This window comes from Neptuniibacter sp. PT8_73, from assembly GCF_047778045.1.
Classification (GTDB): domain Bacteria; phylum Pseudomonadota; class Gammaproteobacteria; order Pseudomonadales; family Balneatricaceae; genus Neptuniibacter.
In genome coordinates this window covers 2,525,167-2,538,768 of sequence record NZ_CP180545.1, presented here as the reverse complement: position 1 = coordinate 2,538,768, position 13,602 = coordinate 2,525,167, and the positions used below count along the sequence as shown (strand labels likewise).

General features: G+C 43.1%; 14 protein-coding genes. 3 read left to right on the top strand and 11 right to left on the bottom strand.

From position 1 onward, the window contains the following. Positions 1-15 precede the first annotated feature (15 nt). Complete coding sequence (locus ACMXYN_RS11365) at positions 16-1,101, top strand: DUF1835 domain-containing protein (protein ID WP_415891917.1); 1,086 nt, start codon at positions 16-18, stop codon at positions 1,099-1,101. Between the two features lie 13 nt (positions 1,102-1,114). Here ACMXYN_RS11365 and ACMXYN_RS11360 read toward each other — a convergent pair whose 3' ends face one another. The 8 genes from ACMXYN_RS11360 to queE form a co-directional block, all read right to left on the bottom strand. Next, positions 1,115-2,578 carry an HD-GYP domain-containing protein gene (locus ACMXYN_RS11360; RefSeq protein ID WP_415891916.1) on the bottom strand — a complete coding sequence of 488 codons (1,464 nt, stop codon included), beginning with the start codon at positions 2,576-2,578 and terminating at the stop codon, positions 1,115-1,117. Between the two features lie 75 nt (positions 2,579-2,653). Then, complete coding sequence (gene modC / locus ACMXYN_RS11355) at positions 2,654-3,739, bottom strand: molybdenum ABC transporter ATP-binding protein ModC (protein ID WP_415891915.1); 1,086 nt, start codon at positions 3,737-3,739, stop codon at positions 2,654-2,656. Next, on the bottom strand, positions 3,732-4,430 hold the full coding sequence (modB, locus tag ACMXYN_RS11350; protein ID WP_415891914.1) for a molybdate ABC transporter permease subunit: 699 nt from the start codon (positions 4,428-4,430) through the stop codon (positions 3,732-3,734). The genes modC and modB overlap by 8 nt, the downstream gene beginning before the upstream one ends. Positions 4,431-4,433: 3 nt before the next feature. Continuing rightward, on the bottom strand, positions 4,434-5,201 hold the full coding sequence (modA, locus tag ACMXYN_RS11345; RefSeq protein WP_415891913.1) for a molybdate ABC transporter substrate-binding protein: 768 nt from the start codon (positions 5,199-5,201) through the stop codon (positions 4,434-4,436). Positions 5,202-5,584: 383 nt separating this feature from the next. Further along, positions 5,585-6,613, bottom strand: a complete 1,029-nt coding sequence (locus tag ACMXYN_RS11340; protein WP_415891912.1) for a GGDEF domain-containing protein — start codon at positions 6,611-6,613, stop codon at positions 5,585-5,587. 396 nt (positions 6,614-7,009) lie between these two features. Continuing rightward, positions 7,010-7,627, bottom strand: a complete 618-nt coding sequence (locus ACMXYN_RS11335; protein WP_415891911.1) for a YigZ family protein — start codon at positions 7,625-7,627, stop codon at positions 7,010-7,012. Next, positions 7,624-8,796 (bottom strand): cation diffusion facilitator family transporter, encoded by a 1,173-nt coding sequence (locus ACMXYN_RS11330; protein WP_415891910.1) that lies wholly within the window; start codon positions 8,794-8,796, stop codon positions 7,624-7,626. The genes ACMXYN_RS11335 and ACMXYN_RS11330 overlap by 4 nt, the downstream gene beginning before the upstream one ends. 626 nt (positions 8,797-9,422) lie before the next feature. Then, complete coding sequence (gene queE, locus ACMXYN_RS11325; protein WP_415891909.1) at positions 9,423-10,055, bottom strand: 7-carboxy-7-deazaguanine synthase; 633 nt, start codon at positions 10,053-10,055, stop codon at positions 9,423-9,425. Positions 10,056-10,188: 133 nt separating this feature from the next. Here queE and ACMXYN_RS11320 point away from each other — a divergent pair, with 133 nt between their 5' ends. Both ACMXYN_RS11320 and ACMXYN_RS11315 read left to right on the top strand, forming a co-directional pair. Beyond that, positions 10,189-10,698 carry a DUF3087 family protein gene (locus ACMXYN_RS11320; RefSeq protein WP_415891908.1) on the top strand — a complete coding sequence of 170 codons (510 nt, stop codon included), beginning with the start codon at positions 10,189-10,191 and terminating at the stop codon, positions 10,696-10,698. 88 nt (positions 10,699-10,786) lie between these two features. After that, a complete protein-coding gene (locus ACMXYN_RS11315; protein ID WP_415891907.1) occupies positions 10,787-11,428 on the top strand; it encodes a rhodanese-like domain-containing protein in 642 nt (213 codons plus the stop codon). A gap of 41 nt (positions 11,429-11,469) precedes the next feature. Here the strand turns inward: ACMXYN_RS11315 and ACMXYN_RS11310 are convergent, their stop codons facing one another. The 3 genes from ACMXYN_RS11310 to rdgC form a co-directional block, all read right to left on the bottom strand. Next, positions 11,470-11,916 carry a pseudoazurin gene (locus tag ACMXYN_RS11310; RefSeq protein ID WP_415891906.1) on the bottom strand — a complete coding sequence of 149 codons (447 nt, stop codon included), beginning with the start codon at positions 11,914-11,916 and terminating at the stop codon, positions 11,470-11,472. Between the two features lie 112 nt (positions 11,917-12,028). Further along, the gene (locus tag ACMXYN_RS11305; protein ID WP_415891905.1) at positions 12,029-12,526 is read right to left on the bottom strand and encodes a hypothetical protein; all 498 of its coding nucleotides are present in this window, start codon (positions 12,524-12,526) and stop codon (positions 12,029-12,031) included. A 93-nt stretch (positions 12,527-12,619) separates the two neighbouring features. Next, positions 12,620-13,534 (bottom strand): recombination-associated protein RdgC, encoded by a 915-nt coding sequence (rdgC, locus tag ACMXYN_RS11300; RefSeq protein ID WP_415891904.1) that lies wholly within the window; start codon positions 13,532-13,534, stop codon positions 12,620-12,622. Positions 13,535-13,602: the final 68 nt, after the last annotated feature.

Genomic DNA, 13,602 nt, shown 5'->3' with positions numbered 1-13,602 from the left:
TTCAAGGAGTAGAGAGTGAAGTTACATATCACAAATGGCGATTGCGCCGGGGATATGCTGCAGGAAGCAGACGGCATTGATGGCGAAGTCTTATGTTGGCGGGACCTGTTACATGATGGCCCAGTTTTAAGCCAGCCTACCTTAAATCGTGAGGCTCGGATTAATTTTTTAACCGAGCTGTTAGTTAACAGCGATCTGGATATTGATGATCCCAAAGCGCTTGTCACAAAAGACTTTACCGAGCGTGATCAAGTTATAGCGCGAGTCGCAGAATTTGACGAGATTGTTCTCTGGTTCGAACATGATCTGTACGATCAGCTGCAGTTGTTAGATGTTTGTCAGCATCTCTTTTCACAAATAGATCAATTACCGAAGCTGTCTATCATCTGTATTGATGATCATCCTGAAGTTCCTTTCTTTCATGGCTTCGGCAACCTTACCCCGGAGATGTTGGGTGGCCTCTATCCACAGCGAGAATCACTTACTTTAGAACAACTCAAGTCGGCAGCTGATATCTGGTCTGCTTTAACCGCTGCTAGCCCTGAACGATTAGCTGAATATGCAGCTGAACCGGTTGAAGGCTGGCCTTATATGCAAAAGGCATTAAGACGTTTTTGTTGCGAGTTTCCGGCTTTAGAAACCGGTTTGACTTTAACTCAGACCTATCTTCTCCTTACCCTTTTAAAAGCGCCGGATGAACTACCAGCATTAGAAGTACATCTAGCGCTGCTAGAACAGCACGGCAGACTACCCGAAGGTGTGACTGCGCAAAGTCGTTATTACGAAATACTGTCAGGCCCGGCAACTTTTCAGAGAATTTTCCATCATCTACAGCGATTAGAAGTGGATCCTTTTATGGGTGACTTATCGGTCAAACATGAGCTGGATCGATTGGTACAAGCTGAAATACCTTACGTGAGTGTGACCGAAGGTGAGCCGGCGGTGTATTCCTTAACTGCAGCAGGCGCTGAGGCGCTACAAGGTATAAGGCACTGGCAGCAAGGAAATCATTATGGATTATGGCGAGGTGGTGTCGAGATTACGGACGATAACCTATGGTTGTGGGATCAACAGCATAAGCAGTTTTCGTTACACGCATAAGCTTATTTAGAGCTTATGCGGCAACGGTATTCTCATCGCTATATTGAGCGGCAATCTCTTTAAACTCTGTTTCTAAGTCTAAAAAGGCTTCGACGACTTCTGGGTCAAAGTGATTGCCTTTACCTTCAACGATAATGTCTCTAGCCTTTTCGTGACTGAATGCAGGTTTGTAGACGCGTTTAGAGATAAGGGCATCATAAACATCTGCTACGGCCATTAGACGACCTGACAGCGGGATCTCTTCGCCCTGTAGGCCTTTAGGGTAACCTCTACCATCCCATTTTTCGTGATGGGTTAAGCTGATTTCACGGGCAATTCTCAAGAAAGAGTTACTGCCTAGTTGGTTCTCTGCGACTTCTAAAGCATCGGCCCCAATCTGCGGGTGCTGCTTCATAATATCGAACTCTTCGTCTGTCAACTTACCCGGTTTGAGCAGAATACTATCTGGAATGCCGACTTTACCGACATCGTGAAGTGGTGCTGATTTATAAAGCAGTTCGATTGTTTCTGGAGTTAGGTAATCGGCGTGCTTAGGATTTTGGCGTAACTTAATGGCTAAAGCGCGCACATAGTTTTGGGTACGTAATATATGTCCGCCGGTTTCGTTATCGCGGGTTTCGGCCAAACTGGCTAAACCTAATATACTGGCATCACGTGTTACGTTTAGCTCGCGTGTACGTTGAGCAAGTGAGCTGATCATCTGGTTGGTATGAAGTGCCATCAAACCAAATTCATCATTGGTGGTAACCGGCACTTCTGTATTTAACTCGCCTAGGGATACTTGTTCTAGCGTATTGTTTTCGGCCTGAATAAAGAACTTGAGGTTGCGTGCATAACCCAAAATGATGGTTAAGATATATGCCATGACCACACCGACGACAAACACAATCTCCGTCAGGATATAGCGTTGAGAAGTTTCCAGTGGAATGCTATCACCTGTGTGGATTAGCCACTCCAAGTCTTTATTAATCACCAAGAAAACTACGCCAATTACTGAGATAGCACAGATAGTGGCGAACCAAGTGAACTTTTTTGTGAGCGGGTAGGGCGAGCTATCAGGCTCTAAATGTTCTTTCTGTGCTTGTAAGCATTGAGCTAGCTTATGTTCTTTGAATAGGGCTAGATCACAAGAGATTAGGTAACCCAGTACACCCATACCGACTAACACTTTTCCCGCGCTCTCAAACGGAAATTCATAAACCAGTGTGTTGAACAGGCCAAGTAGAATTGAGCAACCAATAAATAAACCAAGATCGACTTTGAACTGGAAGCTAACTTTGGTTTTTAACGGCTGTTTTTGAATCTGCCCTTCAAGTAGGTATCTAAGACTGCCCTGAATAATAAACGTTACTAATATGGGCAAGAGCAGTTGCGCGGTGGTGAGAGAATCTAAGAACGGACATACTTGAACGCCATAGATAGAGAACAGCGTCATTGCGATCAAGTAGTGGATTATGGTGCGCTTTGTTGTAGTCATCAGTCCATTAAACACGAAAATACGAAGACAATAAAATTAACCATTAATATTGAGTGATCGTTACAAATTAGTCAGTCACAGTCCAGACCAATCTTCTTGGGTTACGCTAATACCTTTGATTTGAGCATATACTTTGTCTCCAACCTTGAGATTAAGTTCCGTTAATGCCCAACAGGTTATATGTGACCATAGCTTGCAGCCTCCTATATTCAGAACGACCTCGATCTGATGCGACGACTCTTCATCAATCTGCATGATTGTAGCGGGTAGTATGTTACGAATACTGGTTTGCTGAGGTTGTTCTTTAGATAAAGACACATCGTTAGCTTTAATTCGGACACGTAAAGCCGTACCTGGAGGTATGTCTAAGGCTCGCATCCACAGCTGAGTGCTGTGGGATATGTTCAAGCAGGACATTGCATGCCTAGGATGATGATGGTCTAGGGTTGCGTTGAAAAGAGAGCTGCGGGTATCACCGGATAGCCAAGGGCTCATCTGTTCCGACGACCAAACTTCTTCAACGTTACCAAACTGAAGAATCTTCCCTTGTTCTAGCAAAACCAAGTAATCAGCTAGCTGGATAATCTCTTCTAGGCTATGAGTTACATACAAAATGGGTAACTCGACCTCTTTCGCTAGTTTTGCCAAGTAGGGTAACAGTTCTTTCTTTCGTGGTAGATCGAGTGAGGCTAAGGGTTCATCCATCAACAATAAGCCAGGATCGGAAAGCAGGGCGCGCCCGATTGCTACACGCTGCTTCTCACCGCCAGACAAAGTATTAGGCAAGCGTTGCAGCAGCGCTTGAATATCCAACATCTCAACTACGCTTTGGAATTTCTCATCTTCTGGAGTGTATTCCGAGCCGTACAGTAGATTGCCTTGAACACTGTAATGCGGAAAGAGGAGTGCTTCTTGGAATACATAGCCGATACTTCGCTTCTCTGGTGGAAGGAAACGTTTGGTTTCGGTATTGGTAAGGTCACGCCCGTTTAAGGAAATACGGCCTTTATGGGGTTTAAGTAAGCCCGATATATAGTTAATCAGACTGGTTTTTCCTGCGCCTGATCGCCCAAAAATTACGGTCACACCACTGCGAGGCAGTTCAAAGTCACATTCCATTTTGAGATCACCCAATTGGGTGTCTAAGGCAACTTTAAGCATGCGATCCCCCGAGTTTCTGTTTCGCTTTTCTAGTTAGCCATTCAGAAGCTAAGAGGGATGCTAGGGCGATGAATATAGCGATGGCACATAATCGAGCCGCTTGGACTTCCGCCCCTGGCGTTTCAATAAAGGAGTACATTGCCAGAGGGATCGTTCGTGTAATTTCGGGGATATTAGATACAAACGTGATAGTGGCCCCAAACTCACCCAGCGAACGGGCAAAACCCAGAATGATCCCCGTTAATATGCCGGGCAGTGTTAATGGCAGCGTGATGGTAAAAAACACTTTGGTGGGTGAGGAGCCTAAGGTTCTAGCAGCATATTCAAGCTTTGGATTTACGGCTTCGAAGCCTTGTCTTATAGCTCTCACCATCAACGGGAATGCAACGACGGCAGCGGCCAATGCAGCACCTTGCCAGCTAAAACTGAAACTTAGTCCTGTTAGTTCATAAAGTGGTTTTCCGAGCCAGCCTTGGCGACCAAAGCCAATTAATAAGAGATAACCAATAACGACAGGTGGCAATACTAAAGGTAGATGAACGATGCCATCTAATAAGGTCTTACCTGGGAATTTTTTTCGTGCAAGTACCCAAGCAACGCCAATAGCAACGGGTAAGCTAAACAGAACAGATGTGAGTGATACTTTTAAACTCAGTAATAGGGCGGCCCACTCGTATTCTGTTATGAACATGGATTAGTTTTCTTGCAGCGTTTTGAAACCGTAACGTTTAAAAACTTTGCTTGCCTCTTTGCTAAATAGAAATTCATAAAATAATGAGATGCTAGCATTATCTTTACCCTCAATTTTAGCAATCTCATAGACTATTGGGCTGTGCATTACATCTGGGATCTCACTCAGGATGTTGAGTTGAGGTTTATCTACAATGTCGGATTTGTAGTGAATCCCCATCGGAGTCTCACCTCGCTCAGTCAAAGCCAAGGCTGAACGCGCACTGTTTGTGGGGGCAAAATAGCTTTGCCACTCTTGCCAGAGGTTCGCAGATTGCAAAGCCTCTTTGGCATAGATGCCCACAGGCACGTGATTAGTATCGCCAATAGCAATGCGTGAATGTTTATCAATCAGATGATCAATTTTGACATCTTTGGAAAATTGGAAAGGAGGAATTGTATTGTCTTTATTGCCAACAATAACTAATCGGTTACTGATCAGAGGCTGCCTTGTTTTCGGCAGAATTGAACCCTGCTTTTCCACATAATCCATCCAGCGCTTATTTGCTGCGATATAGAGATCAGCAGGGGCGCCTTGGGTGATTTGTCGTGCCAGAACAGAGGAGGAGGCGAAAGTTAATGCAGGCAGATGTTGGTGTTTATTTCTGAAATTGACGGACAGTTCTTCTAACGGTGCTGTTAGAGAAGTAGCTGCAAAAATATGAATTCTGTCTTCTGCTTGAACTGATGTGAAGTAAAAACAAGATAAGATAAATAAAACCTTAGACTTCATTAAGGCGTATCCAAGACTAACCAAGCTTAGGAAGATGGGGAATATGCTATACAACTGCGGGGCTGAGATAAAGCGAAGGTATGAAATTATACAGTTTTAAAATGACTGAATTGTACTTATGTAATTTTGTTTAATCTAAATTTATTAAGCTATTGTAGAAATTTGATATTGATTGCTATTTTTCTAATTGTGCATAAGGCTAAAATGCTTTTGAACTGTCATTGATTTGGGTTTTTGCAGCGGAATTATCGGAAAAACAGCTAAAACTTAGCTAATCAAAATACAGAATGAACAATTGGTAGGTAATTTATGGGCTGGGGGGTTCGGAGCTACAACGTAGCCCCTACTTACCTTTTTTCCAGCGAATGAGGTGTACTCAAATCTTACGAGGAGATAACAACCTGGTTACGGCCGCCATCTTTTGCTTGGTAAAGCGCTTTATCGGTACGTTCAATTAATTGTTCAGAAGTTTCGCCAACAGTAAGTTGAGAAACACCAAACGATGCAGTGATAGAGCTAATGATTTCACCAGACTTCTTCTGCTTAATACGGATCGCTTGAATTTTTTGACGTACTTGCTCAGCTAGCTCCGCCGCCGTTTCTTTATCGGTTTGAGGCATTAATACCGCAAACTCTTCACCACCAAAACGAACTGGCAACATTGGTTCTGGGCAAACTTCTTTTAATAGCTTACCAACATACTGCAACACTTTATCACCCATCAGATGACCATAAGTGTCGTTAAAGCGTTTGAAGTGATCTATATCAACAAGAATAAACGAGAGCACTAAACTTGAATCATTCACGCCCACTAATTGACTGATCTCTGCATCAAATGCGCGGCGGTTGAATAGATTTGTAAGAGGGTCGACTCTTGCGTCTTGACGGGTCTTGTTTAGTTCTTCTTTAAGAGATTGAATCTCTGCTTGTGCTTCATTCATTCTTTCCTGAAATTGACGAGCCGTTTCGCTGACTGATTTCGTGTGATCGGAAAGGGCATGAATGATGGATTCAATTGGCAGGCTAGCTTCACCGTCTTCTTGCTGGTGAAGTGCTTCTAGGCTTTCTTCAAGAACGTTACTGAAGTTTTCAGTTTTCTCGGCGGCATTACCTGCATGTTCATGAAGGTCATTAATAAGGCTGATCAGATTGGCCTGTATATCCTCAGCACCATTAATCTCATCTCTGATCATATGCTCACGGAACAACTGTTCGCTGAGCATAGTAGGACACGTTCCGTATGTCGTTAGGGTCTTATCAAGTTGCACATTTAGCTCAGGCACACGATCACTTACGTAGGTATACCACAGAGCATAATTAAGCGGGTTAGGCGGTATATTATGCTTAACCATTAATGGCACTGCCTGACGAAGATACTCGGCAGCTTGATTATTATTTTCAGCGAACTTCATACTTCCCCTATCGCTTTATCTGGTTGAACGAACGCTACTACATATGAATTGTAAATGATTATCAATACAATTCATATTTTGATCGGCAACTCAGTAACTTTAAAACAACTGTTTGAATTTGGGAACCGCTGAGGAAGAAAAAATCCCTTACTGAGGCCTAATTCCTTTGAAAGTAGTATCGGCAGAGGTTATTAAATCTTCAAGAAATTCTCCGGTAAATTTAAATTTATTTCTTTTATCTATTGGTGGGGAGTGCCTATGTACTCTGGTCTTGTGTACTAAGTGACTGATTTCTAAACATAGTTTCATGAGGGGAATGGTAGGGCTAGATTCGTAACCCTAGCCGTTCTATCAAATGGAATAAATGGAGGGGCGCTCTTTCTACGGATTTGTGGCTTACCAGCGGCTATCAGCATCTTTGTAACGGGTTAGATGCTTAAACGAAGTCAGCCGTTGCTTAAGCTCATCTAATGCGGTTGCACTGGCTTCGCCTTGAATGTGTAACTCTTCACTCCAGTGGCGATCAAGAATAGTAATCTGATCTTGATTTAATAACTGCTCTATATCCCCCACTAAGTGATGGGGGAGATAGAGGTCGAATGGAAATAGAGGGATGCGTTCCTCTGTAGGTAAAACTTTCAGTGCTTCCTGGACAGCTTGGCTATAAGCCCTCACAAGTCCACCGGCACCCAGCTTTATCCCGCCAAAATAGCGAGTTACCACGACTGTGATTTCACATAGGTCGCTATGTTCAAGCACGTTCAGCATTGGCTTGCCTGCTGTGCCTTTAGGTTCGCCATCGTCACTGCTGTTCCAACATTGTAGATAACTTCGTGTACCCGCAATATGTGCCCAGCAGTTATGGTTTGCTTTTGGATGTTGCTGTTGAATTTCGGTGATAAAGTTTCGCGCACACTCTAAATCGGGTGTGTGAGCGACATGGGTAATAAAGCGGCTGTGTTTTATCTCAATTTCGTGACTGAGGTAGGGCTTTTGAGGGTAAAACTCTGTCATTGCTTAATGCCGCCTGCTAGATAGATTGTCCCAAGCCATGGCGTTCCAGTTTTAGCTAACTCTATTTTTAGTCCATCAACCAGAGTGGTCTCGTCGTGACCGTTCTGGCGAAGAAATTGGAGTTGCTCAAGGCTTAGTAATATTTCTAAATCAATATGGCGGTCATAATAATAAAGAGAGAGTTGATATGGCACTGCTTCTTGGCAAATAGAGTTAAAAAAATGATCTATTGATAAGGTGATTTCACCCCTTGAAGGCAATGCTGTTTCCGGTGCAAGAGTATCAAGGCCTTCATCATCATAAGTATCGATGTGGAAGATGATATGCCCTATCTCCTGATTATCTTGCAGGCGCTGGCAAGCTTTGTTGCCAATATAGTGTCCTTCAGAGGCGCTTAAGTGAGGTGCAACTTGAATATGAAGTTCCATGACATGTTTATTGCCCATAGTCCGGGTTTTAAAACTATGGACGTTTATAATGCCTTCTATCGAGAGGATCTGTTCTTTATAACGGTCGATATCTTCTTTGGGGATGGATGTACCGAGTAGCTGTTTTAGATTGCTCCAACTTAAATCCCAACCGATCTTTGCGACCATGACCGCGACAATCAGTGCAGCGACGGCATCTAACCAAATAAAACCAGCCATAGCCCCTGCAACACCAATAAATACAACAATTGATGAGAGGGCATCGGTACGACTATGCCACGCGTTAGCAATTAAGAGAGCTGAATCGATCTGTTTACCTATCTGCAGTGTATAACGATATATCCATTCTTTGGCTGCGATGGATAGTGCTGCGATTACTAAAACTGGCCATTCTGGCAATAGTAATTCAGAGGATTCAATTAGGTTTAATGTGCTGTCGTAAGCCATAGCACCAGCGACAGCAATTAAGATACTGCCAAGAATTACAGTTCCCAATGCTTCAAAATGCCCATGTCCCCATGGGTGATCTTCATCAGGGCCCTTAGCCGATATTTTTAATATCAGTACGACCATCACATCGGTAATCAGATCAGAAAGGGAGTGAATACCGTCAGCGACTAGGGCGGCCGAATGAAAGAACAAACCAAAAATGATCTTGAGCAAACCAAGTACGGCATTTACAGCTGCGCCGATCAAAGTCACTTTGTTTGCTGCCTTATTTTCCTGTTCTGTTCTTTGCATAACTTCGGTAGGAGCGAGGATAGATTATTGTTATAAAGCCTAGCAGGTTAGAGCTTAAAACATATGATCTATCTTGGAAAATCGAGATATTACAGATAGAGATTTTTTACTGAGCTGTTGATCTGGCTCAGTCCATATTTGGTGCAATTATCTTGTTTGAATTTACCTTGATGGTTACCGTCATTACTAGGCTGTAGCCGGTGTTCTGTTTTATTACAGAAAAATGTTGTGCACTGTAGGGCAAACAGGTGCACTAAAGAGGTGCTATAAACAACAAAAGAATTTAATATTGATATATTGACTTATATAACATGTTGATATTAAAGGAATAAAAATGAACTGGTTAAAAAACGATCAGTTTATTGGGTTGCCTTGATTTATGGGCGTTTCATGACGTTTTAAAGTCTTAATTCACAAAGTTATCCACAGCTAATGTGAGTAGCCGTTGCAAGGCCCTATATTTTAAGGAAGTTTTGTTTTTCCTCATTAAAAGGCGCTATTGAGCGCTAATTAACGTGTGTAGACTTTGGTCTAAAGAATTGTTTTTGAGTCGATGCCAATTGGGTTGAATGAATCTAGCCGTATAGAGTCATTGAATTCGAAAATTAGCGTTCAGTTATAGAGGATTAGTCTATGCCTAGAACTTTATGGTTCTGTAAGCTTAACTTCCATTGCGGATGGGCTAAGCAATAGTCGATCACTTCTTTTGTGTAGATTGAACGTGCAGGGCCATCCATCGGCTGTAGATAGAAGTGAGTGAAACTAAATTGTTCGAACTGGTTTGGTTGCGCTAAAGTTTGTGGGTAAACTAATTTGAGCTCATCGCCTTGGGTGATAATTACTTCGGCATCGGCTTTAGGGCTAACACAGATCCAATCGATATTTTCGGGTAGAGGCTTCGTGCCATTGGTTTCGATGGCAACTTCAAAACCAGTTTTATGGCACTCGTCCACTAAGGTTTGGTCGAGTTGCAGTGCAGGTTCACCACCAGTGAAGATGATGTACGGCTTCTCGTTATTCTGATCTGGCCAGAAGCTTTTTAGAAATTGGCATAGTTCAGCTGCGGTAGCGAACTTTCCACCGTTTTGTCCATCGGTACCAATAAAGTCAGTATCGCAAAAATCGCAGATAGCTTTTTCACGGTCTTGCTCGCGCCCTGACCAGAGATTACAGCCAGAAAAACGACAAAAAATTGATGCGCGTCCACTTTGCGCACCTTCACCTTGCAAGCTATAGAAAATCTCTTTTACGGAATACATCAGATTGTGGTAGAAAGGGCCTTTAAAATCGAGGCGATAAGTCTACACTGGCAGATTTTGACTGCAAGTTAATTCGGTTCATATTACGCCTGTAAGGTAATCTACAGGTTAACTAGTGTTATAGGGTACGTTCGTGGAACTTAGAGAAATTGATAAAGTTGTTTATAAGCAAAAGCAGCGCAAGGTAGGTATCGTTTTTAGTCTGATTTTTGCGGTGATAGGTTTAGGGTTAAGTGCCGTATTACGTCATTACTATGGTAATGCTGAAGGCGAGAATATGATGGTCAATCTAACTGGTGTTTTAATCGGTTTAATTATCTCCATTATTATCTTTACCCAAGTAGCGAAAAAGCCGTATTTCGATGAGCTTCGTTACGGTTGGAATCTAAAAAAACAGGCGCTTAAGATTCAAAATCACCGTCATCGTTGGGAAGAACGCCTTAGAGAAGGTGATTCAACGGCGGCAATTGTGCTCGCTTTCTACCATAAGGCTACCCTACAGCTACAGAGCTTAGACGGTAATGAGTTTGGTTATAGCGATAGTAAAGAACGTGAAAATAAGTTTCTGGTTGAGTGTGAGAAGCTGTCCTTAGATGCAGATGCGTCTAAGTATTCGATCGATATGTTGTTGGATATGAAATAACGCGCTGTTTATTTCCGCACTAAATTGATATTACTAAGGAGCCTAAGGCTCCTTTTTTGTGTCTGATTTCAAGAGTTGAGGTTTTACGATGCTTAGTCATTTTAAGCGATCTATTGCGGTGTGGGTGGCTTTGTTGTTTTCGCCGTATCTCGTTGCTGAACAGAGTAATAGGGTGATGATTACCCCAGAACTTTTCTCCTTTGTGGTTGAGCATGAAGGTGAGCCTGTTGAGATTAAGCGCAACCAAGAGCCTGATAATACTATCCATGAGCTGTATCTAACGACCTCTCGTGGCACGCCGCAACCTATGTTTCCATTTGAGCCTTATGAGGTGGAGACCATCGGCGAGAGAGAATTTATTGAGTACTTACAGCAAGCTCAAACAGATAGCTCTATTTTAATAGTCGATACTCGGACTGAGGGCTGGCATTACCGGTTGACGATACCGGGCAGCACCAATATTCCTTACACGCTGTTAAAAGATCCTGAAACTCTTTCGGATACGTTGGAAGAGTTGGGAGCAATTAACAAAGATGGTGTTTGGGATTTTAGTCAGGCCAAAACACTTGCTGCGTTTTGTAATGGTTATTGGTGTGGACAGACACCGACCTTTATCTGGGCGTTGCTGGAGTTAGAATATCCTGAAGATAAGTTGAATTACTATCGAGGTGGTATGCAAGCATGGACAAGCTTAGGGCTGACTACGGTGGGGGATTATTATTTGGAATAGTAGGGAGTGTTATTGGTTCTCCCTACTATCTGAAAAAACGCTTATTTAATTTGGTTTAGATAGTCCGTTAAGCGGTCTTTATTCATCACAAAAGTAGCACTTAGCTCAGCCGCGTTGGTTTTTACTTCTTCTAGATTTGTTGGTTTTCCTGCTACAACAACACCGACCATTGCCATCATCGCGTGTGGGCGGCATTTGTATACGTACACACCTTCTTTATCGACTGTGAAAGAAACTTCTTTCATCATTTTGCCTTTCCAGCCTGTCGAACCCGCAGGGATTAAGTTGCTGATTGATTCAGAGTTGTGACCTGGATCTGTTGGTCGGAATGTAACGGTATCACCTACTTCTACATTTAAAATGGCAGGTTCAAAAACCATTGAGCCGTCAGGACCTGAGTTTTTCATCATGACTGTATGATCAGCAGCGCTAGCAAAATTTGCGCAAACTGCCAGAGCTAGGCCCGCACTTAGAGTTTTAATATTCATCGTTATGTTATTCCTTACGTTGATAATGCAAGTGATAATGATTATTAAATCAGTTTTTAGTGTTAGGAAATATCCTTATTTAGAACTATATAAACGCTAAATTTATAGGGGCTTAATGATTAGTAGAGGTTTGGTTTTGCGTATGGATATGGGAGCAAAGCTCTATGGAATCTTGAGGGGCCTCTATTTCAGGCATTTTATCCAACTGATTGGCTCCATATATTGCGATAAGCAGGGGAGAGGCAATGACAAACATCAAGAGGCCTGCCATGAACTGCCCTCTCATCCCTTTGCGAATAGGTGTCGGTTTAAATACTTTGTAGCCCTTAGGTGGGAATTGCGCTTGTATTAACCCTTTGATCGCCATGGGGAGCATCGTTATGGCTAGGATTAGGAAGATTGAAATAGGCATTCCAATCAGTAAAAGGTGCCAAAGATAATCAGCCCCGTTTAGGCCAAACAGGCTGTAACAGTGAGGCTGTTCTGCAAGGCGGGTGATAGATGGGAATAGCCAAAGCTCGCCAGCGGCTATGAGAACTGCACCTAAACCCACAAACAGGATAATGAGCTTTATCTTCTCCCGCTTTGTGTATTCCGGTGCGTAATCCATCTGGTCTGCCTATATTGGCTACGAAAGCTTAATTTATAACCTTACCACTTGTCGTACGGAGTTATAAATTAAGCTGAGGCAGTTAGTCCATGATTAAGGGCGTTGTGCTTCGCCGCCAAAGGCTTCAATTAGGGCAGGGAATAGTTTGCTGAACTCTAGGCCCATTTGAACCATATCGGCATCGAATTGAGCGATCTCATCTTCAGCTGCTTCGTCAGCCATTTTTTCCTGTAGCTGTTCGCTCAGTTTCAGGCGTTTAATGGATAGATCTTCCTGCAGAGTAATCTTGAGCTGTTCATCCCATTCTAGGGCTAGTTTTACGACACGCTTGCCTGCTTCTAGGTGAGCAACAAACTCTTCATCTTCTAGTTGTTGGCCTTTGATTCGAATTACGCCGCCTTCTAGGACGTTATCACGTAGCTCACACTCATCTAGTACTTCAAATCCTTGTGGGATGCTGTCGTGTTGCTCCAACCAATGAGACATAACTGCAGAAGGCGATTGGTTTACGTCAGGCAGTGCTATTGGCAGGCTGCCTAGGGTGCCACGAAGGTGACTTAGTAGCTCTTCTGCGCGTTTATGGCTAGAAGCATCTACTGCAATCCAGCCAGCTGCAGGGTTGATCAGAGCGGTGGTCTGCTGGAATTTACTGAAGGCACGAGGCAATAGATCAAGAATCACTTCATCTTTCAGTTGGTCGCGTTCTTTTTTGTACACTTTGCGTGCTTGTTCATGCTCGATGACCGCAACTTTTTCGCCAACGGCTTCTTTAATTACGGCGCCGGGAAGGATCTTTTCTTCCTTGCGTGCAGCTAGCATAAACATGCCGTGTACCTGATGCGCGTGAACATCATCCAATAAGTGACATGGCGATACCCAGCCATAACGGCTTAGTTCTTGGCTTTTACATGGGTGAAAAGCGTGTTCGATAAGTTTTTCTTGCAGCTGCTCTTGAGTGTATTCAAACGCTTCAGTTAGGCGATAGAAAATTACATTTTTAAACCACATAGCAGCTCCAGAAAACGAAAAAATTGGCAGAGCATGGTAGGCAAGATTTGTACGCGATGGAAGAGAAA

Coding starts and splice junctions, on each gene's coding strand:
- modB (WP_415891914.1), bottom strand. CDS start 4,430: ATGTTCATAACAGAATACGAGTGGGCCGCCCTATTACTGAGTTTAAAA.
- ACMXYN_RS11315 (WP_415891907.1), top strand. CDS start 10,787: ATGCTTAGTCATTTTAAGCGATCTATTGCGGTGTGGGTGGCTTTGTTG.
- rdgC (WP_415891904.1), bottom strand. CDS start 13,534: ATGTGGTTTAAAAATGTAATTTTCTATCGCCTAACTGAAGCGTTTGAA.
- modA (WP_415891913.1), bottom strand. CDS start 5,201: ATGAAGTCTAAGGTTTTATTTATCTTATCTTGTTTTTACTTCACATCA.
- ACMXYN_RS11360 (WP_415891916.1), bottom strand. CDS start 2,578: ATGACTACAACAAAGCGCACCATAATCCACTACTTGATCGCAATGACG.
- ACMXYN_RS11330 (WP_415891910.1), bottom strand. CDS start 8,796: ATGCAAAGAACAGAACAGGAAAATAAGGCAGCAAACAAAGTGACTTTG.
- ACMXYN_RS11335 (WP_415891911.1), bottom strand. CDS start 7,627: ATGACAGAGTTTTACCCTCAAAAGCCCTACCTCAGTCACGAAATTGAG.
- queE (WP_415891909.1), bottom strand. CDS start 10,055: ATGTATTCCGTAAAAGAGATTTTCTATAGCTTGCAAGGTGAAGGTGCG.
- modC (WP_415891915.1), bottom strand. CDS start 3,739: ATGCTTAAAGTTGCCTTAGACACCCAATTGGGTGATCTCAAAATGGAA.
- ACMXYN_RS11310 (WP_415891906.1), bottom strand. CDS start 11,916: ATGAATATTAAAACTCTAAGTGCGGGCCTAGCTCTGGCAGTTTGCGCA.
- ACMXYN_RS11340 (WP_415891912.1), bottom strand. CDS start 6,613: ATGAAGTTCGCTGAAAATAATAATCAAGCTGCCGAGTATCTTCGTCAG.
- ACMXYN_RS11305 (WP_415891905.1), bottom strand. CDS start 12,526: ATGGATTACGCACCGGAATACACAAAGCGGGAGAAGATAAAGCTCATT.